Annotated in this window: 20 protein-coding genes; 5 read left to right on the forward strand and 15 right to left on the reverse strand. The window is 68.0% G+C overall.

Annotation, left to right across the window (positions count from 1 at the left end; all coding sequences use genetic code 11):
- The first annotated feature begins 83 nt into the window (after positions 1 to 83).
- Positions 84 to 401, forward strand: coding sequence for a multidrug efflux SMR transporter (locus ACIQCS_RS04495; protein WP_345846695.1), 318 nt, complete (start codon positions 84 to 86; stop codon positions 399 to 401).
- A 92-nt stretch (positions 402 to 493) separates the two neighbouring features.
- Here ACIQCS_RS04495 and ACIQCS_RS04500 read toward each other — a convergent pair whose 3' ends face one another.
- Genes ACIQCS_RS04500 through dusB form a run of 5 tightly spaced genes read right to left on the reverse strand, consistent with a single transcriptional unit; the run spans position 494 to position 7,699 of the window.
- Positions 494 to 1,873 (reverse strand): sigma-54 dependent transcriptional regulator, encoded by a 1,380-nt coding sequence (locus ACIQCS_RS04500; RefSeq protein WP_294051136.1) that lies wholly within the window; start codon positions 1,871 to 1,873, stop codon positions 494 to 496.
- Positions 1,870 to 4,125 carry an ATP-binding protein gene (locus tag ACIQCS_RS04505; RefSeq protein ID WP_345846698.1) on the reverse strand — a complete coding sequence of 752 codons (2,256 nt, stop codon included), beginning with the start codon at positions 4,123 to 4,125 and terminating at the stop codon, positions 1,870 to 1,872. The genes ACIQCS_RS04500 and ACIQCS_RS04505 overlap by 4 nt, the downstream gene beginning before the upstream one ends.
- A 60-nt stretch (positions 4,126 to 4,185) precedes the next feature.
- A complete protein-coding gene (gene ntrC, locus ACIQCS_RS04510) occupies positions 4,186 to 5,631 on the reverse strand; it encodes a nitrogen regulation protein NR(I) (protein ID WP_345846699.1) in 1,446 nt (481 codons plus the stop codon).
- The gene (locus ACIQCS_RS04515) at positions 5,628 to 6,725 is read right to left on the reverse strand and encodes an ATP-binding protein (RefSeq protein ID WP_345846701.1); all 1,098 of its coding nucleotides are present in this window, start codon (positions 6,723 to 6,725) and stop codon (positions 5,628 to 5,630) included. Before ACIQCS_RS04515 ends, ntrC begins: the two co-directional genes overlap by 4 nt.
- On the reverse strand, positions 6,701 to 7,699 hold the full coding sequence (dusB, locus tag ACIQCS_RS04520; protein ID WP_345846702.1) for a tRNA dihydrouridine synthase DusB: 999 nt from the start codon (positions 7,697 to 7,699) through the stop codon (positions 6,701 to 6,703). The genes ACIQCS_RS04515 and dusB overlap by 25 nt, the downstream gene beginning before the upstream one ends.
- Positions 7,700 to 7,934: 235 nt before the next feature.
- On the opposite strand from dusB, the gene ACIQCS_RS04525 reads away from it, so the two are divergent.
- A complete protein-coding gene (locus ACIQCS_RS04525) occupies positions 7,935 to 9,062 on the forward strand; it encodes a bifunctional 2-C-methyl-D-erythritol 4-phosphate cytidylyltransferase/2-C-methyl-D-erythritol 2,4-cyclodiphosphate synthase (protein ID WP_345846704.1) in 1,128 nt (375 codons plus the stop codon).
- A gap of 448 nt (positions 9,063 to 9,510) precedes the next feature.
- Positions 9,511 to 10,056, forward strand: coding sequence for a CinA family protein (locus ACIQCS_RS04530; RefSeq protein ID WP_345846706.1), 546 nt, complete (start codon positions 9,511 to 9,513; stop codon positions 10,054 to 10,056).
- On the opposite strand, the gene ACIQCS_RS04535 is transcribed toward ACIQCS_RS04530, so the two are convergent.
- Positions 9,972 to 10,478: a type II toxin-antitoxin system RatA family toxin gene (locus ACIQCS_RS04535; RefSeq protein WP_345846708.1), complete on the reverse strand. Its 507-nt coding sequence runs from the start codon at positions 10,476 to 10,478 to the stop codon at positions 9,972 to 9,974. The genes ACIQCS_RS04530 and ACIQCS_RS04535 overlap by 85 nt on opposite strands.
- Positions 10,479 to 10,518: 40 nt before the next feature.
- Positions 10,519 to 11,445: a lipoyl synthase gene (gene lipA, locus ACIQCS_RS04540; RefSeq protein ID WP_345846711.1), complete on the reverse strand. Its 927-nt coding sequence runs from the start codon at positions 11,443 to 11,445 to the stop codon at positions 10,519 to 10,521.
- A gap of 125 nt (positions 11,446 to 11,570) precedes the next feature.
- On the opposite strand from lipA, the gene ACIQCS_RS04545 reads away from it, so the two are divergent.
- Positions 11,571 to 12,200 carry a carbonic anhydrase gene (locus tag ACIQCS_RS04545; RefSeq protein WP_345846714.1) on the forward strand — a complete coding sequence of 210 codons (630 nt, stop codon included), beginning with the start codon at positions 11,571 to 11,573 and terminating at the stop codon, positions 12,198 to 12,200.
- Positions 12,201 to 12,204: 4 nt separating this feature from the next.
- Here ACIQCS_RS04545 and ACIQCS_RS04550 read toward each other — a convergent pair whose 3' ends face one another.
- Together ACIQCS_RS04550 and ACIQCS_RS04555 are read right to left on the reverse strand one after the other, a co-directional pair.
- On the reverse strand, positions 12,205 to 13,242 hold the full coding sequence (locus ACIQCS_RS04550; RefSeq protein ID WP_345846715.1) for a S41 family peptidase: 1,038 nt from the start codon (positions 13,240 to 13,242) through the stop codon (positions 12,205 to 12,207).
- 105 nt (positions 13,243 to 13,347) lie between these two features.
- The gene (locus ACIQCS_RS04555) at positions 13,348 to 14,121 is read right to left on the reverse strand and encodes a polyphosphate kinase (protein WP_345846717.1); all 774 of its coding nucleotides are present in this window, start codon (positions 14,119 to 14,121) and stop codon (positions 13,348 to 13,350) included.
- Positions 14,122 to 14,221: 100 nt separating this feature from the next.
- Here ACIQCS_RS04555 and ACIQCS_RS04560 point away from each other — a divergent pair, with 100 nt between their 5' ends.
- Positions 14,222 to 14,848, forward strand: a complete 627-nt coding sequence (locus ACIQCS_RS04560) for a DUF805 domain-containing protein (protein ID WP_345846718.1) — start codon at positions 14,222 to 14,224, stop codon at positions 14,846 to 14,848.
- A gap of 17 nt (positions 14,849 to 14,865) precedes the next feature.
- Here the strand turns inward: ACIQCS_RS04560 and ACIQCS_RS04565 are convergent, their stop codons facing one another.
- The 6 genes from ACIQCS_RS04565 to aspS all read right to left on the reverse strand — a co-directional run bounded on the left by ACIQCS_RS04565 (position 14,866) and on the right by aspS (position 21,823).
- Positions 14,866 to 15,399, reverse strand: coding sequence for a hypothetical protein (locus ACIQCS_RS04565; protein ID WP_345846720.1), 534 nt, complete (start codon positions 15,397 to 15,399; stop codon positions 14,866 to 14,868).
- A 2-nt stretch (positions 15,400 to 15,401) separates the two neighbouring features.
- Complete coding sequence (locus ACIQCS_RS04570) at positions 15,402 to 16,775, reverse strand: serine hydrolase domain-containing protein (RefSeq protein WP_345846722.1); 1,374 nt, start codon at positions 16,773 to 16,775, stop codon at positions 15,402 to 15,404.
- 85 nt (positions 16,776 to 16,860) lie between these two features.
- Positions 16,861 to 17,877: a 2-hydroxyacid dehydrogenase gene (locus tag ACIQCS_RS04575; protein ID WP_345846724.1), complete on the reverse strand. Its 1,017-nt coding sequence runs from the start codon at positions 17,875 to 17,877 to the stop codon at positions 16,861 to 16,863.
- Between the two features lie 133 nt (positions 17,878 to 18,010).
- Positions 18,011 to 19,402 carry an L-serine ammonia-lyase gene (locus ACIQCS_RS04580; protein WP_345846726.1) on the reverse strand — a complete coding sequence of 464 codons (1,392 nt, stop codon included), beginning with the start codon at positions 19,400 to 19,402 and terminating at the stop codon, positions 18,011 to 18,013.
- 151 nt (positions 19,403 to 19,553) lie between these two features.
- Entirely contained in the window at positions 19,554 to 19,841 is a 288-nt protein-coding gene (locus tag ACIQCS_RS04585; RefSeq protein WP_401530172.1) for a hypothetical protein, read from the reverse strand.
- A 143-nt stretch (positions 19,842 to 19,984) separates the two neighbouring features.
- Positions 19,985 to 21,823 carry an aspartate--tRNA ligase gene (aspS, locus tag ACIQCS_RS04590; RefSeq protein ID WP_345846730.1) on the reverse strand — a complete coding sequence of 613 codons (1,839 nt, stop codon included), beginning with the start codon at positions 21,821 to 21,823 and terminating at the stop codon, positions 19,985 to 19,987.
- Positions 21,824 to 21,827 lie beyond the last annotated feature (4 nt).

A 21,827-nucleotide genomic window follows, 5' to 3' on the forward strand; every position in this document is an offset into this window, starting at 1 on the left:
CGGTGCGAGGCAACGTCCTCCCCCTCCATTTACGAGGGCAGAAGTCCGGGACGGCCCGGCCCTAGTCCGAAAGGAGGGGCCATATGCCCTGGATTCTGTTGCTCTTCGCCGGCCTGCTCGAAATCGTCTGGGCCTTTGCCATGAAACAGTCGGAGGGCTTCACTCGCCTGGTTCCCACGGTGACCATGGTCGTCGCGATGCTGGGCAGCTTCGGCCTGCTTGCGATCGCGATGCGCAGCCTGCCGTTGGGAACCGCCTATATGGTGTGGACCGGCATCGGTGCGGTCGGCGCCTTCGCGGTGGGCGTGCTCGTGCTGGGCGAGAGCGCGGGAGCGCTGCGGCTCGCGGCCGCGGCGATGATCCTGGGCGGGCTGGCGCTGATGAAGCTCGCCTCGTCCTAGCTTGGAGATTCAAGTTCTCACATCGTCACCCCGGCCTTGAGCCGGGATGACGGTGACGAATGAGGCGCGTTCGAGCGCCCAGCTCCCGGCCGCTATTCCTCCCGGCTGTCGGTGATCCCCAGCAGCTTCAGCTTGCGGTGCAGCGCCGAGCGCTCCATGCCGATGAAGCTGGCGGTGCGCGAGATGTTGCCCGAGAAGCGACGGATCTGGACGCGGAGATATTCGCGCTCGAAGCTCTCGCGCGCCTCCTTGAGCGGCGCGCCCATGATCGCGCTGGTGCCCATTCCGCCGCCATTGTCGGCCGGGCGGCCCAGCACTTCGGGAGGCAGCAGGTCGAGGTCGATCCGGCCGATCCGGTCGCCCGGGGCCAGGATCACCGTGCGCTCCACCACGTTGCGCAGCTGGCGGACATTGCCGGGCCATTCATAGCTCTGCAGCGCCACCATCGCGTCGGGCGCGATCTCCGGCGTCGGCACGCGGCGCTCATTGGCATAATGCGCGACGAAATGCTCGACCAGGACGGGAATGTCCTCGCGCCGCTCGGTGAGCGGCGGGATCGACACCGGCACCACGTTGAGGCGGTAATAGAGATCCTCGCGGAAACGCCCCTCGCCGATCTCGGTCATCAGGTCGCGCGCCGTGGCCGAGACGACGCGGACATCGACCTTGACCACACGGGTGCCGCCGACGCGGGTGAAGCTCTGGTCGGTCAGCACGCGCAGGATCCGGGCCTGGGTGGCCACCGGCATGTCGGCGATCTCGTCCAGGAACAGCGTGCCGCCATGCGCCTGTTCGAGCAGGCCGGTGCGGACCAGGTCCCCGCCCTCTTCCACGCCGAACAGCTCCTCTTCCACGCGCTCGGGCTGCATGCGCGCGGCGCTGACGATGACAAAGGGGGCGGAGGCGCGCTGGCTCCAGCCATGGAGCAGGCGGGCGGCGACTTCCTTGCCCGTGCCGGCGCTGCCGGTGATCAGCACGCGGCTGCCGGTGGAGGCGACGCGCTTCAGGGTGGCGCGCACGGTGTTGATCGCGCCGGACTGGCCGGTCAGGTCCTCCTCGCGGCCGATCGAGGCGCGCAGCGAGGCGACCTCGCGCTTGAGCCGCTCCGTCTCGGTCGCGCGCTCGACCAGGAACAGCAGGCGCTCGGCCTCGAACGGCTTCTCGATGAAGTCCGAGGCGCCGCGGCGGATCGCGGCGACTGCCGTATCGAGATTGCCATGGCCGGAAATCACCAGCACCGGGATCGAGGGATCGCGGCGCTTGATCTCATCGAGGATCTCGAGCCCGTCGAGCCGCGAGCCGTGCAGCCAGACGTCGAGCAGCACCAGGCTGGGGCGGCGCTCCGCGATCGCCTCCAGCGCCGCGTCGCTGTCCGCTGCGCCGCGCGTCGAATAGCCTTCGTCCTCCAGGACGCCGGCCACCAGTTCACGGATGTCGCGCTCATCGTCGACGACCAGGATATCGAGGCTCATGATTTGGCACTTCCACTACGCGTAAGCACGGCGGGGCGCGGCTCCTCGCCGCCCTCGCCCTCGGAACTGCTCGCCATCTCGGCGAGCTGATCGGTGTCGAAGCAGATCGTCACCAGCGTGCCCCCGCCCGGACGGTCGGAAAAGGCGATGGTGCCGAAATGCTCCTCGACGATCTTCTTCACGATCGCGAGGCCGAGGCCGGTGCCGCGGCTGCGCGTCGTCATATAGGGCTCGACGATCCGGTCGCGCTCGACCGGCAGGCCGATGCCGTTGTCGGCCAGGGTGAGCGTGATCCTGCCCTCCGCCTCCGGGCTGATCGCCATGACGATCTCGCCGCGGGGCAACGCTTCCCCCTCCCCGCGCGCCTCGATCGCCTCGACCGCGTTCTTGACGATGTTGGTGAAGGCCTGGCCGATCTGGCGGCGATCGCAGATCAGACCCGGCGCGGGATCGGGCGCATCCATCTCGAAGCGGATCGTGGGATGCGCGACTTCGTGAAGGAACATCGCCTGGCGCGCGATGTCGAGCAGCGATTCCTGACGGAACACCGGCTTGGGCATGCGCGCGAACGAGGAGAATTCGTCGACCATGCGGCGCAGGTCCCCCACCTGGCGGACGATCGTGTCGGTCAGCTGGGCGAAAGTGCCGTCCTCCGGCTCGATCTTCTTGCCGTAGCGGCGCTTCAGGCGCTCGGCGGCGAGCTGGATCGGCGTGAGCGGGTTCTTGATCTCGTGCGCGATGCGGCGGGCGACGTCGGACCAGGCGGCGCGGCGCTGGTCGTTCAATTGCTGGGTGATGTCGTCGAAGGTGAGTACCCGGCCCGCCTCGTCACTGGTGACCTTCACCGCGAGCGTGCGCGCATCGCCGCCGGTGCCGAGCTGGATCACCGCCTCGCGATCGCCGCTGTCGAGCAGGGTGTCGAGCTCGGGCGCGAGATCCCGGAGCGGATGGCCGACCAGCTCCTGCTCGCCCGGATGGAGCAGCTCGATGGCGGATTCGTTGATGAGACGCACGTTGCGCTGGGCGTCGATCGAGACGACGCCGGCCGACACGCCCGACATCACCGCCTCGATCAGCTTGCGGCGGCTCTCGAGCTGGGCATTGGCGGTCCGCAGTTCGCCGGTCTGGTGCTCCAGCCGCTCGGTCATGCCGTTGAACGCGTTGCCCAGCGTGCTGATCTCGTCGCCGGTCTGCGGAATGTCGACGCGCGCGGTAAGGTCGCCCCCGGCAACGCGCCGCGCGGCGATGACGAGCTGCTCGACCGGCTTGACCAGGCGATCGGCGACGGCGAGCGCGATCCAGGTGGCGATGCTGACGATCAGCAGCGCCACGCCGAACAGGACGGCGTTGAACTGGAGCTGGAGCGAGCGGGAGCGCGCCTGGAGCGCGTTGAACTCGGCAACGATCCGGTCGGCACCCGAATTCTGGCGGTTCATGAAGCCCACGTTCACGCTGTTGGCGACGTAGAGGAAGATGTTCCGCGACCGATCGAGCGGCGTCACCACCCATTGCTTCTCGGCGTCGAAATTCGTGTAGCTCTGCTCGTCGCGCAGCAGGTTCAGCACCTGGCCGGAAACCCGCGCGGCGAAGATCTTCGCCGGGGGCGCTTCCCAGGTGTACATCGCCTCGACCTGCTTGCCGTCGACGACGCGGAACACCACTGCTTGGTCGAAGGAGCGGTAATAGAGCTGTTCCAGCAGCTTGCGCTGGAAGGACGAGGAGTTGGCCGGAATCTTCGGGAAGAGCTCGGTCAGGTCGTCGACCATGGTCCGCGCCTCGGTCGCCCAGCGCTGGGCCACGAGGCCCCGGCCCTCCTTGGCGAGGTCGGTCGTCGCATCGAACGCGCCCCGCGCGCGCTCCGAGCCCCAGAGCTGCACGCCGGACTGGAACATCACCGAGGCCGCGATCACGGTGAGCACGATCGGGATGCTTGCCATCAGGGTGAACACCGCGACGAGCCGCACATGCAGCCGCCCGCCGCCGGCCAGCGCCGACTTGGCGGCGCGGTGGATGGCGATCCGCCGGCCGATCAGCACGATCAGCGCGACATAGGGGAGCAGGTTCGCCAGCAGCAGCGACGCCGCCACGCCGGGGTTGAACACCTGGTGCGCGAAATTGCGGACGAACAGGAAAGTGGCCACCGGCGTGGCAATGGCCAGCGCCACCACCACCATCTCCAGCAACCGGATAGGCGCCAGCCGCCGCGTCTGCGGCGTTGCCTGGATCAGGGGCTCGGCGGTGAGGGCATCCATCCCGGCCAAGCTAGAGCGAGATTGTGGCAAAAAGAACACATAATATTGCTCAGCCTGTCGCTATTCGGCACCATCCGGGCGATTGGGGCCAAGATCGATGCCCAGCGTATCAAGGCGCTTGCGCAAGGTGTTGCGATTTATCCCCAGGGCGCGGGCGGCGCGCAGCTGGTTGCCGCCATGCCGGGCCAGCATCGCCTCGATCAGCGGGCGCTCCACCTCGCCGATGATCCGGTCGTAGAGCGTGCCGTCGTCGAGCGTGCGGGGCTCCTCGATCGCGATGCGCTCCAGCCGGGCGCGAACCGCCGCCTCGATCCCTTCGTCGCGAGTCGCCTGGGCCGGCATGGCGCCCGCCTCGCCCAGCGCGCGGCGCAGCGCCTCGCCGTCGATCACTTCGTCGCGGCTGAGCGCCGCGATCCGGCGCATCAGATTCTCGAGCTGGCGGACATTGCCCGGCCAGTCATAGCCTTCGAGCACCCGCACCGCATCGGCGGCCAGGCTCTTGCGCGGCAGGCCGTCCTCGGCGGCGCGATCGAGGAAATGGCGGGCGAGCAGCGGCACGTCGTCACGGCGCTCCCGGAGCGAGGGCAGCGCGACGGGGACGACGTTGAGACGGTAGAACAGGTCTTCCCGGAACTGCCCGGCCTGGACCAGCGCGGCCAGGTCCTTGTTGGTCGCCGCGACGATGCGCACGTCCGCCTTGATCGCGCGGGCGCCGCCCACGGTGGTGAACTCGCCCTGCTGGAGCACGCGGAGCAGGCGTGTCTGCGCGTCCATCGGCATGTCGCCGATCTCGTCGAGGAACAGCGTGCCCCCCGCCGCCTGCTCGAACTTGCCGGCGACGCGGGCCTGGGCGCCGGTGAAGGCGCCGCGCTCATGGCCGAACAGCTCGGCCTCGATCAGTTCGCGCGGGATAGCGGCCATGTTGAGCGCGACGAACGGCGCGCGGCGGCGTGGGCCCATGTCGTGGATCGCCTTGGCGACGAGCTCCTTGCCGGTGCCCGATTCGCCCGAGATGAGCACGGTGAGATCGTTGGCGACGACCCGGGCGATGACCCGGTACACTTCCTGCATCGCCGGCGAACGGCCGATCAACGACGGGCCACCATCCATCTCCGCCTCGGGCAGCTCGGCGGGGGTGCGACGGCCGCGGGCGATGGCGCTGCGCACCGCCTGGCCGAGCACGTCCAGGTCGAACGGCTTGGGCAGATAGTCGAACGCGCCGACCTCGGTGGCGCGGACCGCCGTCGCCAGGGTGTTGCGGGCGGAGAAGACGATCACGGGCAGCGCGGGATGCTCGGCGGTGAGCCTCGCCACTTCGTCCAGGCCGTTGCCATCGGGCAGCACGACGTCGGTGACGAGCACGTCGGGCAAGGCGGCCGCGATCGCGCGGCGCAGCTCCGCCAGGCTCGCCGCGGTCGTGACTTCATGGCCCTCGCGGCGCAGCGCCGCGGCGACCACGGTGCGGATCGCGCTGTCGTCGTCGACGACCAGAACCGCGCCGGTCATGCCCGGGCCCTTGGCAGCAGGATGCGGAAGACAGTCATTTCGGGGGGGCGCTCCCGGGCATATTGGACGATGCCGCCCATGTCGCGGACCAGCTTCTCCACCAGCGGCAGGCCAAGCCCCTTCCCCTCCGGCTTGCCCGAGACGAAGGGCTCGAACAGATGCTCGGCAATGTCCTCCGGCGCGCCGGGGCCATTGTCCATGACGAGGATCTCGATCGGAAGCGGCAGGCGGGGGCGGCCGCTGCCGGTGCTCACCGAAACCCCGTGGCGATAGGCGGTGGCGAGGACGATCCGCGGCTGGGCGAGCCCGGCGAGCGCCTCGGCGGCGTTCTTGAGCAGGTTCATCATCACCTGCTGAAAGGCATGGGGATCGATCAGCACCGGCGGCAGCGAGGGATCGAAGCGCTCCTCGATCACCATGCCGCGCGCGAACCCGGCCAGCGCGACGCGGCGGGCATGGTCGAGCAGCGGATAGACGTTGGTCGGCTCGAGCTTGAGCGGCCGCGTGTCGGTGAAGTCCTGCATCCGGTCGATCAGCGCGGCGATGCGGTCGACCTCGGTGGTGATCAGCCCGGTGAGCTCGCGGTCCTCGCCCGAGCTGGCAAGCAGCTGGGCGGCGCCGCGAATGCCCGATAGCGGGTTCTTGATCTCGTGCGCCAGCATCGCCGCCGCTCCCACCGCAGCGCGGGCGCCGGCGGTGCGGTCCACCCCCTGGGCCACCCGGCGCGACTGGGGGGCGTGGTGGAGGGTGACGATCCGCCAGCCGGGATGGTCGGCGACATGGCTTTCGACGAAATCCACTCGGATGCGCGGTCCGCGGATCGCCTCGATCTCGGTGTCGAAGGCGGCGAAGCCATGGCCGTCGCGGCGCTCGACATAGCCGTCGGGCGGGCTCAGCACCGCGTCATAGGGCTGGCCGATCATCGTCGTCTCGGCATGGTTGAGCATCGCCTCGCAGGCCGCATTGGCATGGGCGATCCGTCCGTCGGGATCGATGACGAGGACGGCGACCGGCAGGGCGGCGAACGTCTCGGCGAAGTTCGGCCCGAGGGCCGGTGCCGGACGCCGCCTCAGGCCGCCGCGCGGGAACGCCACGGCGCGTAGAATTCGTCGAGCATCGCCAGCACCGTCCTGGCGTCGGCTATCTGGTTGACCTTGTTACGGAACTCCGCCGATCCGGCGAGGCCCTTGGTGTACCAGCCCAGATGCTTGCGCATCATGTTGACGCCGGTCATCTCACCATAATGTTCGAGGCTCTCGACATAATGCTCTATGATCACTCGATATTGTTCATCGATGCTCGGATCGGCGCGCTCGCCCTTGCCGGTCAGCGCGTCCATCACCTGCCTGAGGATCCACGGCTTGCCATAGGCGCCGCGCCCGATCATCAGCCCGTCCGCGCCCGACTGGCGCAGCGCCTCGCGCGCATCCTCGACCGAGCAGATATCGCCGTTGACGATCACCGGGATGCGCACTGCATCCTTGACGGTGCGGACGAAGCTCCAGTCGGCCGAGCCGCGGTACATCTGGTTGCGGGTACGGCCATGGACCGTGACCATCTTCACGCCCAGGTCCTCGGCGATGCGGGCCAGTTCGGGCGCGTTGAGGCTGTCATGGCACCAGCCCATCCGCATCTTGAGCGTGACCGGCACCTTCACGGCCTTGACACAGGCATCGACGATCGCGGCGGCGTGCTTCAGGTCGCGCATCAGCGCCGAGCCGGCATCGCCATTGGTGACCTTGCGGACCGGGCAGCCCATGTTGATGTCGATGATCGCGGCGCCACGATCCTCGTTGAGCTTGGCGGCCTCGGCCATTTCGGGCGGCGAGCAGCCGACGAGCTGCATCGACACCGGCTCCTCGATCGGATCCCAGGCGGCCTTCTGGATCGACTGGCGGGTATCGCGGATGGCGGCGGCGCTGGCGATCATCTCGGTGACGTTCAGCCCCGAGCCGTAGCGGCGCACCGCACGGCGGAACGGCAGGTCGGTCACGCCGGTCATCGGCGCGAGCAGCACCGGCGCTTCGACCGTTACCGGGCCGATCTGGATGGGGGCGAGTTCGCTCATGCTATTGCCTGAAAAATAGGCAGAGGCGCCTACAGGTACAAGCGGCGATTGGCAAGTCGATGCTTCCGTCGGCCGCATATGCACCGGCATATATGGGCAGGTCCCCGTCATCCTGGCGAAAGCCGGGATCTCGGGCGGCTCCTTCCCCGCGCCTTCTCCCGAGATCCCGGCCTTTGCCGGAATGACGATTTTGGGTGGGGGTGACGGCTGGAGGCGCTTGCTCTAGGCCCGCGCCATGAGGACCATCGCCATCATCGTCGCCGCCGGGCAAGGCACGCGTGCCGGCGGGACAATGCCCAAGCAGTTCGCCCCGCTCGCCGGCAAGCCGATGCTCAAACATGGTTTCGACGCCTTGACGTCACATCCGGCAATGGACGGCGTGCATGTGGTGATCGGCCAGGGCCAGGAGGACGCCCTGCGCGCGGCGCTGGGCGACGTGCCCTTCGCCATCGGCGGCGCGACGCGGCGCGAGAGCGTGGCCAATGGGCTGGCGGCGCTGGGCGACGCGGATCGCGTGCTGATCCACGACGCGGCCCGCCCCTTCCTGCCCCATGCGGTGATCGACCGGCTGCTGGCGGCGCTGGAGACGCATGACGGCGCCATACCGGGGCTGCCGGTGACGGACACGCTCGTTACCGCGTCCGGCGTGTCGGTTCCGCGCGACGGGCTGGTGCGCGTGCAGACGCCGCAGGCCTTCCGCTATGCCGCCATAGCGCAGGCCCATGCAGCCTGGCCCGCGGACGAGGAAGCGACCGACGATGCGCAGATGCTGCGCGCACTGGGAATGGACGTTGCAGTGGTGGAAGGCAGCACGATGCTCGAAAAGATCACCCACTCCGCCGATTTCGCCGCTGCCGAGGCGCGGCACGGCGCGGCGATGCGGGTACGCACCGCAACCGGCTATGACGTGCATCGCTTCGCCGAGGGCGAGGAACTCTGGCTGGGCGGGGTGCGGGTGCCGCATGCGCGCGGGCTCTCGGGACACAGCGACGCCGATGTCGCGCTGCACGCGATCACCGACGCGCTGCTCGGCACGATCGGCGCAGGCGATATCGGCATGCACTTCCCGCCCAGCGACCCGCGATGGCGCGGTGCGGCATCGGCACGGTTCCTGGAACATGCCGCCGCGCTGGTGGCGGCGGAGGGCGGCGTGGTCGACTTCATCGACCTGACCATCATCTGCGAGGCGCCCAAGATCGGGCCGCACCGGGAGGCGATCCGGGCGAGCATCGCGGGGATATTGGCGCTGCCGGTATCGGCGGTGAGCGTGAAGGCCACGACCACCGAGCGGCTGGGCTTCACCGGTCGCGGCGAAGGCATGGCCGCCCAGGCGATCGCCACGGTGCGGGTGCCGGCTGCCTGAAGCCCTCTCGCCCCCAGGGGCGGCGCAACCGCTCGTCCTGGGCATTTCTGATTTTCACGCGAAGGCGCAAAGGCGCGGAGATACTTGTTCGCGCAGAGGCGCAGAGAACGCAGAGAGGCTTTGCTCGCGGCTGGCTCCCGGCAGGGGTTTTGGAAGCGTCGCAATCGAAGGCATCGCTGGCGCGGCGCGATACACCTCTGCGCGCTCTGCGCCTCTGCGCGAACCACCTTCTTCGTGCTCCGCGTCTCCGCGTGAACCAACAATTTTCGGTGCGCCATCGCCTGGGATCCCGGCTTTCGTCGGGATGACGATCGGGTAAGGCTTGCTGCTGCACACTGCCCTTCTCCCCGGCCCTCTCCCCGAACGGGAAGAGGGAGAAGCTGTCCGGCCCCTTCCGGGAACGAACTGACTCGCGTCGGCAACAATAGGGTGGCAAAGGCCCGCGCCTATGGACACGATTCTCCCGCCGGAGCTGGTCGCCGCCGCGCGCAAGGCGCTCGATGCCAATCGCGCCGCCGGCCGCCGCGTCGCCGTTGCCGAGAGCTGCACCGGCGGCCTCGTCTCGGCCGCGCTCACCGAGATCCCCGGCTCGTCCGACGTCTTCGACGCCGGCTTCGTTACCTATTCGAACGAAGCCAAGCACGATGTGCTCAAGGTGGGCAGCGACGTGCTGGAGACGTTCGGCTCGGTATCGATCGCCGTCGCCTGGAGCATGGCGCGGGGCGCGCTGGAGCGCACCCATGCCGATGTCGCCGTGGCGATCACCGGCATCGCCGGCCCCGATGGCGGCAGCGAGAAGAAGCCGGTCGGCACCGTGGTGTTCGCCCAGGCCGTGCGCGGCGGCGATCCCGATCACATCGTGGCGGACGCCCGCCATTTCGAGAATAACGGCCGCGCCGGCGTGCGGCTTCAGGCGGCGCTGTGCGCGCTCGATCTGCTGATGCCCGGAGCCTCCGCGCCCGAGGCGGACGAAGCCGACGTCGAATCGCCGTAGAGCCGTGCGGCGCGCTCCTCGAACGCATTGATCATCTTGCGGAGCGCCCGGTCGAACATCTGGCCGGCAAGCATCTCGAACACTCGGTTCTTGAAGGCGAAATCGACCGAGAAATCGACCAGGCAGCCGCCCTGCCCGTCCGGCCGGAAACCCCAGTCGTTGTGGAGGTGCTTGAGCGGCCCATCGACATATTCGATGTGCAGCCCGGCGGGGCGCTGCTTCTCCACCTTCGAAGTGAAGGTCTCGCGCAGGCCCTTGAAACCGACGATCATGTCCGCGACCATCTGGCTATCGCTGTTCGAGCGCACCCGGATCGCACTGACCCAGGGCAGGAACTCCGGATAGCGCGCGACGTCCGCCACCAGGTCGAACATCTGCTCGGGGCTGTAGGGCAGCGGGCGGGTTTCGGAATGCTTGGGCATCGCACTCAGTTCGTCATCCCGGCTCTCGCCGGGATAACGCTCATTTTACAGCCTTCGCCAGCTTCGCCTCGCGCGCGGCCTTCATTTCGGCGAAGTCCTCGCCGGCATGATAGCTGGAGCGGGTGAGCGGCGACGAGGCGACCTGGAGGAAGCCCTTGGCCCGGCCGATCGCGCCATAGGCCTGGAAGGCCTGGGGCGTGACGAACTCCTCGACCTTGGCATGGCGCGGCGTCGGCTGGAGATACTGGCCCATGGTCAGGAAATCGATGTCGGCCGAGCGCATGTCGTCCATCACCTGATGGACTTCGAGGCGCTGCTCGCCCAGGCCGAGCATGATGCCCGACTTGGTAAAGATCGTCGGATCGAGCCGCTTCACCGTCTCCAGCAGGCGCAGCGAGGCGTAGTAGCGCGCGCCCGGGCGGATGTTCGGGTAAAGCCTCGGCACCGTCTCGAGATTATGGTTGTAGACGTCCGGCCGGGCGGCGACGATCGCCTCGACCGCAGCCTCGTGCTTGTTGCGGAAATCGGGCGTGAGGATCTCGATCGTCGTGGTCGGGTTGGTCTTGCGGATTTCCTCGATCACCTTGACGAACTGCGACGCGCCGCCGTCCGGCAGGTCGTCCCGGTCGACCGAGGTGATGACGATATGCTCCAGGCCCATCTGCGCGGCGGCCTCGGCCACATGCTGCGGCTCCAGCGGATCGACCTTGCGCGGCATGCCGGTCTTGACGTTGCAGAAGCGGCAGGCGCGGGTGCAGACATCGCCCAGGATCATCACCGTGGCATGTTTCTTGGTCCAGCACTCGCCGATGTTCGGGCAGGCCGCTTCCTCGCACACGGTGACGAGGTTCTTCGAGCGCATCAGCGCACGCGTCTTAGCGAAGCCTTCCGAGGTGGGCGCCTTGACGCGAATCCAATCGGGCTTGCGCTGGCGCTCGGGGCGCGGTGCTGCGGAAAGATCGTTCATGCTGGCCAGATAGAGCGGCCGGGCCGGCGATTCCAGCCCCGGTTGCACTTTCGTCAATCGAAGGCCCGAGCAACAGTTCGATACAAATCTTGGCAGCCGCATGCGCGGGCGTTAGGGCGTCGGCCATGACCGATTTCACCGACCTGCTCGACGGCTATCAGCGTTTCCGGACCAGCGAATATCGCCGCCATCGCGACAGATGGTCGGGCCTGAGCGAGGGGCAGAGCCCGCGGGTGATGGTGATCGCCTGTTCGGACAGCCGAGTCGATCCCGCCCAGATCTTCGATACCGTGCCAGGCGAGATCTTCGTGGTGCGCAACGTCGCCAACCTGGTGCCGCCTTTCGAGGACGATGCCAGCCGCCACGGCGTCTCCGCCGCGCTGGAGTTCGCGGTGAACCAGCTCGAAGTGCCCGAGATACTGGTGCTGGGGCATGGCGCGTGCGGCGGTGTGGCGGCGGCGCTGTCGCAGCGTTTCAAGGGCGCGCCGAACGGCCAGGGCGGCTTCATCGCCCATTGGGTCGACATGCTCGACCCGGCGCGCGAGCGGATCGTCGCGGAGCACGGCACCGGACCCGAGGCGGTGTGCGCGCTGGAGCTGGAGACGGTGCGGGTGTCGCTGGTCAACCTGCTGACCTTCCCGTTCGTCGCCGAGCGGGTGGCGGCGGGCAGGCTCAAGCTCCACGGTGCGTATTTCGCGATTGCCGATGGCGTGCTGCACGTGATGGGCGAAGACGGGGCGTTCGCGCCGGCCTGACGACCTAAGGGCCCGAGTCGGCGCGCAGCATGGCTTCAGGGTCGGCGATCGCGTCGGCGCGCTCCTTCTCGGACTTGGGTGTCGCGACCAGCGGCTTCGCCACCGCCAGCGCACGGCGATAGGCCTCGACCAGCGCGAGCTTCGGATCGGTGGCGATATCGGGCTGCACGCCCTTCCCTTCCCAACTGCCGTGAGTCGTCGGATGCTCGACGCGGCCATTGGGCACGAAGGCACTCATGCCGGAACCGAGCTCGACATTGCGATTGGCGGGATTGCCGCCGCCGCGGCTCGCCTCGCCGACCAGCACCGCCCGGTGCGCGGCCTGGAGATCATAGGCGACACCCTCGGCCGCCGAGAAAGTGCGCCTCGCCATGAGGACGAAGACGGGACGATCGGCATAGAGCGGGCCGCCCGCGGGCCTATCCGCCACCCGCTGCTCGACGTCGAAGCTGCCATCGGGCTTGCGCCAGTGAATCCTGGCCATCGGGATCCCGGTGGCCGAGAGATGGCCGAGAAGGCGCGTATCGGTCGCGCCGCCGCCGCCGGTATTCTCGCGCAGGTCGATGATCAGCGCGCCGCTGTCCTTCAGCATGTCCATTGCCTGATCGACCATGCGGGCGCCATCGGCATCGGCAGCGAAGTAGCGCAGCTTGAGATAGCCGATATTGCCCGGCAGCCGGCGAACCGCCATCAGGCCGTGCGCCAGGTGCCGTTCCAGCAGCGCCTCGTCCTCCGGGCTCTGCGCCGCCCGCCCGGGATCGATCGTATCGATGCGGATCTTCAGATGCTGGTCGTGCGAGTCGGCGAGCAACTGGTTGACTTCCTTCACCAGCGTCTCGCGATCGCGGATCGCCAGCAGGCGCTTGCGCTCCTTGCGCAGCACCGCCTGCATTCGGGCGCCGGTCTGCGGATCGATATAGCCGTTCATCGACGCAATCAGCGCATCCACGGCATGGGCGGCGGCGGACGCGGGCAAGTCGCCGGGCGCGGCCGCCGCTGGAACGGCGAGCAGCATCAGGCCCGCAATGGCGAAGATACGCATGGATGAGTCCCCCGAAAACTGCGTGAGTTATTTGCATAACACACCATCGCGGGCCTGGCCATGCGCGCGCGACGAAAAGGGACTATTCCGCAACCGGAACCGCCGTCAGAGCCCCAATGCCTTCCGCGCGACCTTCTCCACTTCGGGATCGAGCCTGGGCGGCTCCATCGGCACATGCGCTTCCAGCACGTCTGCAATGGCGGTGAGCGCGGCGATGCGGCCGGCCTTCTTGTCGTTGCCGTCGATCACGATCCAGCGCGCATGCTCGGTGTTCGTGCGCGCGAACATCTCGTGCATCGCCTCCAGATATTGGGGCCGCTTGGCGCGGTTGCGATAATCGTCGAGCCCGGTCTTCCAGCGCTTCCAGGGGTGTTCCAGCCGGTCCTTGAGGCGCTTGTCCTGCGTCTTCTGCGTCACATGGACGAAGACCTTGACCAGCGTGGTGCCCGCGGTGACCTGCTGCGCCTCGAAATCGTTGATCTCGTCATAGCCGCGCTCCCATTCGGCCCGATTGGCGAAACCCTCGACCCGCTCGACCAGGACGCGGCCATACCAGCTGCGGTCGAAGATCGCGATATTGTGCTGGGCGGGCAGCCGCCGCCAGAAGCGCCAGAGGAAGTGATGGGCCAGCTCCTCCTGGGTGGGCGCGGCGATCGGCCACACTTCGTAATAGCGCGGATCCCATTCGGCGGTAAGGCGCTGGATGATGCCGCCCTTCCCCGCCGCGTCCCAGCCCTCGAATGCGATGATCGCGCGACGCCGGTGGACGATGTGCGCATAGTGGATGTGGCTCAGCCGCTTCTGGATCTTGGCAAGCGCCTTGTCATAGTCGCCGTCGAAATCCTTGCCCGCTTCATAATCGCCCAGGTCTATCGTCATGCCGCCTCCGTGCGCGCCCAACGCACGATCCGCCTTGTCGCTCCCGCTGGCAAGCAGGAACCCGCCGCGCTACGCTGGCCGGCAAAAGGGGAGGAGCACGATGTTCAAGCCGATCACGCATAATCTTGCGCGACTGGCGCGCTTTTCGGGGCGCGACACGCGCGAGACCTTCTGGCCCTATGCCCTCACGCTGTTCGTGCTGGCGATGGCCGCCTCCGCCCTGGCCGTGATGCCGGCGATGCTCGGGGCGATGGCGAAGATGCAGCGCTTCGCGGCCGAGCATCCCGATCAGGCCACCGTCCGGCAGGGCCCCGGCTCCTATTCGATCCAGATCCAGGGCTCGCATCCCGAACTGATGCCCGACATGGGCGGCATCCTGCCGGGATTAGCGATCGTGCTGCTCGTCTTCGTTGCGCTGGTCGCTGCGGCGGTGGTGCGGCGGCTGCACGATCGCGGGAAGAGCGGCGCCTGGGCGCTGCCGCCCCTGATCTTCCTGGGGATCGGCCTGATCCTGATGCCACGGCTGTTCGGCGCCACGCAGGACGGGCCGGACCTGTCGCTCCTGCCCCTGCTGTTCGTCAACAACCTGCTCTATCTCGCCTCGCTCGGCTGGCTCGTGGCCCTGCTCGCGGGCGACGGGACCGTGGGGCCCAATCGCCATGGCGAAGATCCGACACCGCCGGAAGCGCGCCAGCGCCGGCGATTGCCGCCACGCCCGCGCGACTGAGCCGCCCTGCCCCCCGATCAGCGCGGCGCGGCGGCGGCCGCCTCCGCCTGCATCGCCTTGATCTCCTCGGGCGACATGGGCGGCGACGCGCCATAGGCATCCTCGCCGCATGTGTCGTGCAGCGCCTGGGAAGCATTGACCATGCGCTCGCTCAGGGCGATCTGGCGGTCCATCGATGCCTGCATGTCCTTGGGCATGCCGCGCATCCCGGCACCCGCCGCCCGCGACACCAGCGACCCGAGCATGCCGCCTCCCGGTATCATCGAGAGCAGGCCGGTCGCCCGCATCGCGCTCTGGCGTGCCTGCGCCTTTTTCTGCATCGCATTGGCCTGTTTCGACATCGCCACGCCCTCGCGCTGCATGTCGATCTCGATCTGGGAAACCTCGGCGCGGAGCGCGGCGCAGGCCGGATCCTTCGCCGGCCCGGCCGGCTGGGCGGCGGCAGGTGGCGGCGGTGCCGCGGGAACGTCCTGCACCGCGGCCAGGCCGGCCTGGCCCGGCAACAGCACCGCCGCGGCGGCAAGGATCGGCATGTACGGATTTCGCGCCATGATCAGTCGTCCGTGGGAGGATGGAGATCGGTGATCTTGCCCGCGGCATCGACCGCGAAGCGCCAGATCATCGCCTGGTTCTGGAAGGTGATCGCATAGCGGCGGACATGCTCGTCCTTGCCCGGCACATCTTCGATCAGGCGCACCTGCTCGATGGGCCCCAGCGCGGCGAGCAGCGCCTGGCCGAAATCCTCGAGAAAGGGCACCGGCCCCTGCATGGCACTGGCGGCATAGCGGCCGCGATCGAGCTTGCCGGCCGCCGCCTCGGCCAGCGCCGCGCGCATCAGCGCGGTGAACGCAGGCGCGCCGTCGGGCAGCGTCGCGGGCGGTGGCGGCGCGGGCAGATAGAAATCGGCGACGCGGCGCGCCAGCAGCGGATAATAGCGCTGCTGGTTGGTGAGCACGATCACCGTCAGCCCCTCGCCCTCGGCATGGAGGATGTCGGCCAGCGCCGGCCCGCCGCTATGCCCCACCACCTTGACGCCGTGCCAGGTGCCGGCTGTCCAGCCCACGCCGAAACCCGCCGGCTTGCCGGTCTTGAGCAGCGGCGGCGTCTGCAGCAGGGCCCGGCTCTCGGGCTTGAGCAGCTCGCCCCGGTCAAGCGCGGCGAACAGCGCCGCGAGATCGCGCGCCGAGCTGAACAGCCCGCCCGCCGCATAGCCGGTCTCGCCATAGAGGAAGCCGCTGATCCGCTGCTCGCCATCCTTCCAGGCATGGACGGTCGCGCGCCGCGCCAGGGGCAGCGCCGAGCGGAACGGCCCCCATTGGCGCTCGTCGTTGAAGCCGGTGTCGCTCAGGCCAAGCGGCGCGCAGATCTCGTCGCGGAAGATCGCGGCGATGCCCTTGCCCGCCGCTTTCTCCATCACCGCGCGCAGCACGACGAAATCGGTGAAGCCGTAGCGGGTCTCGGTGCCGGGCGCATAGGCGAGCGGCGCCTTCTGCGCGGCGTCGACGGTTGCCGCCACCGTGTCCGCATGCTCGCCCAGCTGGTCGGACAGGCCGGAGCTGTGGCTGGCGAGCTGGAGGATCGTGATCCCGCGCCAGGCGGCGGGCGCATCGGGGAAGAAACGGTCCAGCGTATCGTCGAGACGCAGCTTGCCGGCCTCGACCAGCCGCATCAACGCGATGCCGGTGAAGATCTTGGTTGCCGACGCGGTCTGGAAGCGCGTCTCGGGCGTGACCGGCGCCTCCCATTCGAGATTGGCGAGCCCATAGCTGCGCACCGTCTCGACCTTGCCCTTGCGCACCACCGCGACCGCGACGCCGGGAATATGCCCCACTTCCATCTGGCGACGCACATAATCGTCGATCCCGTCGGCCCGGACGGGCATCGCCGCGACCATGGCCAAGGCGGCCGCCATTCCCAACATGCGCATGAAAAAACCCTCCCGACACGAGCGGGGCGGGCCTATCCGGCGTTCCGGCACCTCGGGAACGGCGCTGCGACCAAAGCCGACATTCTCACTTCGAAGGCGCTATCCGCGCGGCATCAACCCGGTTTTCGAGCGGCCTGCCCGCCTCGGCGTCGGCGGCGCTGCGCAGCGTGGTCTCGGCGATCGCGGCCAGCGCTTCCTCCGTCAGGAAGGCCTGGTGGCCGGTGATCAGCACGTTGGGAAAGGTGAGCAGCCGCTGGAACATGTCGTCCGAGACGATCTCGTTCGACAGGTCCTCGAAGAACAGGTCGGCCTCCTGTTCATAGACGTCGAGCGCCACCGCGCCCAGCTTGCGGCGCTTCAGGCCTTCGATCAGCGCGGCCGTGTCGATCAGCGCGCCGCGGCTGGTGTTGACGATCATCAGGCCCGGCCGGGCAGCTTCGATCGCCGCCGCATCGATCAGGTGGCGGGTGTCGGGCGTGAGCGGACAATGGAGCGTGACGATCTCCGCCGCGCGCAGCAACTGGTCGCGCGGCAGGTAGCGCACGCCGATCGCCTCCAGCGCCGGATCGGGATAGAGGTCGCTCGCCAGCACCTCGCAGCCGAAGCCGGCGCGCAGGCTGCGGGCGACCAGCGCGCCGATCTTGCCGGTGCCGATCACGCCGACGGTACGGCCATGGAGGTTGCGGCCGATCAGCCCGTCCAGCGCGAAATTATTCTCGCGCACCCGGGCCCAGGCGCGGGGAATCTTGCGGTCGACCGCCAGCATCATGCCGATGGTGAACTCGGCGACCGCGTGCGGCGAGTAGGCCGGCACGCGGACCACCGCGATACCCAGCCGCGCCGCGGCGGCGAGATCGACATTGTTGAAGCCCGCGCAGCGCAGGGCGACGAGTTTCGTCCCCTGCCCCGCCAGCGTCTCCAGCACTTCGGCATCGACGGTGTCGTTGACGAAGACGCACGCCGCCTGGTGGCCGGCCGCCAGCGCGGCGGTGGCGGGCTCCAGCCGGGGCTCGAGGAAATGCAGGTCGTGCCCATAGGGAGCGTTCGCCTCGGCAAGGAAGCGGCGGTCATAGGGCTTGGTGTTGAAGACGGCGATGCGCATGGGGCACGATTCCCTGCGCGTGCGCCGGTGGCAAGGGCCTCTTCCGTCATCCCGGCGCAAGCCGGGATCTCGGGCGAGGGCACTGACGGTCTGCGGCGCGGGACGATGCTCGGCGTCGCGCGCCGGTTACGGCTCAGCAGGCCACCACGTTCACCGCGAGGCCACCCTGGGCCGTCTCCTTGTACTTGGAGCGCATGTCCTCCCCGGTCTGGCGCATGGTCTCGATCACCGCATCCAGGCTGACGACATGGCTGCCATCGCCGTGCATCGCCAGATAGGCGGCATTGATCGCCTTGATCGCGCCCATGGTGTTGCGCTCGATACAGGGGATCTGGACTAGGCCGCCGATGGGATCGCAGGTGAGGCCGAGATTATGCTCCATCCCGATCTCGGCGGCATTCTCGATCTGGGCGTTGGTGGCGCCGAGCGCGGCGGCAAGACCGGCAGCGGCCATCGAGCAGGCGACGCCGACCTCGCCCTGGCAGCCCATCTCGGCGGCCGAGATCGAGGCGCGCTTCTTGTAGAGGAAACCGATCGCCGCGGTGGTGAGCAGGAAGGTGCGCGAGCCGGCGGGGGTGGGATTGGCGCAGAAGGTCTCGTAGTAGCGGAGAACCGCGGGGATCACGCCCGCGGCGCCATTGGTGGGTGCGGTAACGACGCGGCCGCCCGCGGCATTCTCCTCGTTCACCGCAAGCGCCCAGAGGCTCACCCAGTCGAACACCAGCGAGGGATCGCTGCGCGGGCCGCGCGCGAGCAGGCGGTTGTGGAGATCGCGGGCGCGGCGCTTGACCTTGAGGCCGCCGGGCAGTTCCCCCTCCCCGCGCATGCCGCGGTCGATACAGGCCGACATGGCGCCGCGCAGGCTGTCGAGAAACGCGTCGGTCTCGGCATCGTCGCGCCAGGCCGCTTCGTTGGCGCGGACGATATCGGCGATGCTGGCACCCTGTGCCTCGGCGACCGCGAGCAGTTCGGCGCCCGACGTGAAGGCGAAGGGCAGCTTGACGTTGGTCTGGGGCGGCTCGCAGCCGCCCTCGACGATCGCGCCGCCGCCGATCGAGTAATAGAAGGTTTCCCAGGGCTCGCCCTCGGCATAATGCGCGACGAAGCGCATGCCATTGGGGTGCGAGGGCAGGAAACGGTCCTCGCGGAAGATCAGATGACGGCCCTCGACGAACGGCACCACGACATGGCCGCCCAGCGCCAGCTGCTGTTCGGCGCGGATCGTCTCGACGATGGTGTTCACCGCATCGGGATCGACGCTCTCGGGCTGATAGCCGGCGAGGCCGAGGATCGTGGCGATGTCGGTTGCGTGGCCGCGCCCGGTAAGGGCAAGCGAGCCGAACAGCTCGCAGGAGACGGAGGTCGGCGTGCCACGATCGAGTGCCGCTTCGGCAAAGGCCGCGGCGGCGCGCATCGGGCCCACGGTGTGCGAGCTCGACGGGCCGATGCCGATCGTGAACAGATCGGCCAGCCCAATGGTCGCCTCCGCCCGGGCGCGGGCCCTGGCGTTACTGTCGTCCAACATCTCCACTCCTGCCTCCGGCTCTGGCGGCCGGGTTCGCTCAACTTGATTGTAGTTTTATGTCTGTAGGTTGTATTTTTCTATCTTCAACCCATAGCGCTCGCTTCACCCGTCGTCGCGGCTTTCGCCGGGATGACGGGTCTGGGAAGAGCGATTAGGCCGGACGGCGCCAAACCGCAAAGGTGGCGTTTTCGGTGCAAGTCATGGCCTTGATCATCTCGCCATGATCGAAGGACGGTAGCGCGGAGAGATAATCCACTATTGCGCCCTCCCCTGTCGCACCCTGCGGGAAGGCGCAGGCAAGTCGATCGTCACGGCCGAACAAGAGCCACCAGACATCCGCACCCCATGGCCCGCTGTCGTTTGTCTCGATAGCGACCCCGGATAGATCTTCCTTTCGCAGAGATTTGATCTGATCAGCGCCGTCACGAACACGGATCACATCGCTTTCCACGGTTATGAGCCACTTGCGCTCCGGCTGAAGTGGCCGTGGTTTCCTCTTGAACCATCCAAACATGCCCAGTCCGCCGGTTAGAAGGGCATCTGCGCGCGGGGCGCTCGACAATTGACGCTATCGATACCGGCTCACCCCGCCGCGGGATCGACGATGCCGTCGGTGCCCTTCTTGGCGAGGTCCGCCGCGACCTGCGGGGCGAGGCGGATGTTGAGCTCCTTGAGCTGCTTCTCGCTGACGAACGAAGGCGCCTGCATCATCAGGTCCTCGGCCTTCTGGGTCATCGGGAAGACGATCACTTCGCGGATGTTCGGCTCGTCGGCGAGGAGCATCACGATGCGGTCGACGCCCGGGGCCGAGCCGCCGTGCGGCGGGGCGCCGAACTTGAAGGCGTTGATCATGCCCGCGAAGTTGGTGTCGACATCGGCCTGGGTATAGCCGGCGATCTCGAACGCCTTGTACATGATCTCCGGACGGTGGTTCCGGATCGCGCCCGACGACAGTTCGATGCCGTTGCAGACGATGTCGTACTGATAGGCGAGGATGTCGAGCGGGTCCTTGGTCTCCAGCGCTTCCAGTTCGCCCTGCGGCATCGAGAAGGGGTTGTGGCTGAAGTCGACCTTCTTGGCGTCCTCGTCATATTCGAACATCGGGAAGTCGACGATCCAGCAGAATTCGAAACGCTTCTTGTCGATCAGGTCGAGCTGCTCGGCGGCGCGGGTACGTGCCAGGCCGGCGAGCTTGGCGGCCTGGGCTTCCTTGCCCGCGGCGAAGAAGATGCCGTCGTTCGGGCCGAGTCCCATCGCGTCGGCGATCGCCTTCATGCCGTCCTGGCCGTGGTTGTTGGCGATCGGGCCGCCGAACACCCCGTCCTTCTGGGTGGCATAGCCGAGGCCCGGAAAGCCTTCGCTCTGCGCCCAGCTGTTCATGTCGTCGAAGAACTTGCGGCTCTTCTCGTGCGTGCCCGGCGCCGGCACCGCGCGGACGACATCGCCGCCCTCGACGATCGAGGCGAAGCGGCCGAAGCCCGAGCCCTTGAAGAACTCAGAGACGTCGGTGATCAGCAGCGGGTTGCGCAGGTCGGGCTTGTCATTGCCGTACTTCAGCATCGATTCGCGGTACGGGATGCGCTTGAACGGCAGAGCGGAAACGCTGCGGCCCATGCCCTCCCAGTCGGCGAATTCCTCGAACACGCCGTGCAGCACCGGCTCGATCGCGGCGAATACGTCGTCCTGCGTCACGTAGCTCATCTCGAAGTCGAGCTGGTAGAACTCGCCCGGCGAACGATCGGCGCGCGCGTCCTCGTCGCGGAAGCAGGGCGCGATCTGGAAATATTTGTCGAAGCCGGCGACCATCAGCAGCTGCTTGAACATCTGCGGCGCCTGGGGGAGCGCGTAGAACTTGCCCGGATGGACGCGCGACGGGACGAGATAGTCGCGGGCGCCCTCGGGCGAGGACGCGGTGAGGATCGGCGTCTGGAACTCGGTGAAGCCCTGGTCGATCATCCGGCGGCGCAGCGAGGCGATGACGCTCGAGCGCAGCATGATGTTCTTGTGGACCTTCTCGCGGCGCAGATCGAGGAAGCGGTTCCGCAGGCGGATCTCCTCGGGATATTCGGCATCGCCGAACACCGGCAGCGGCAGCTTCGCCGCCTGCGACTGGACGACCACCGCGGTCGGGAAGATCTCGATCTCGCCGGTGTCGAGCTTCGGATTGAGCGTCTCGGGCGAGCGGGCGGAGACTTTGCCGGTTACCGTGATCACCGACTCGGGGCCGGCATTGTCGACGATCGGGAACAGATCCGAGCCGGTCTCGATCACCACCTGGGTGATGCCATAATGATCGCGCAGGTCGACGAACAGCACGTTCGCATGCTCGCGGGTGCGGTGGATCCAGCCCGAAATGCGGACTTCCTGGCCGACATGTTCGGCACGGAGCTGGGCGCAGGTGTGCGTGCGATAGGCGTGCATTTCC

The sequence above is a fragment of the Sphingomonas sp. NPDC092440 genome, assembly GCF_044754985.1.
Taxonomy (GTDB): Bacteria; Pseudomonadota; Alphaproteobacteria; order Sphingomonadales; family Sphingomonadaceae; genus Sphingomonas.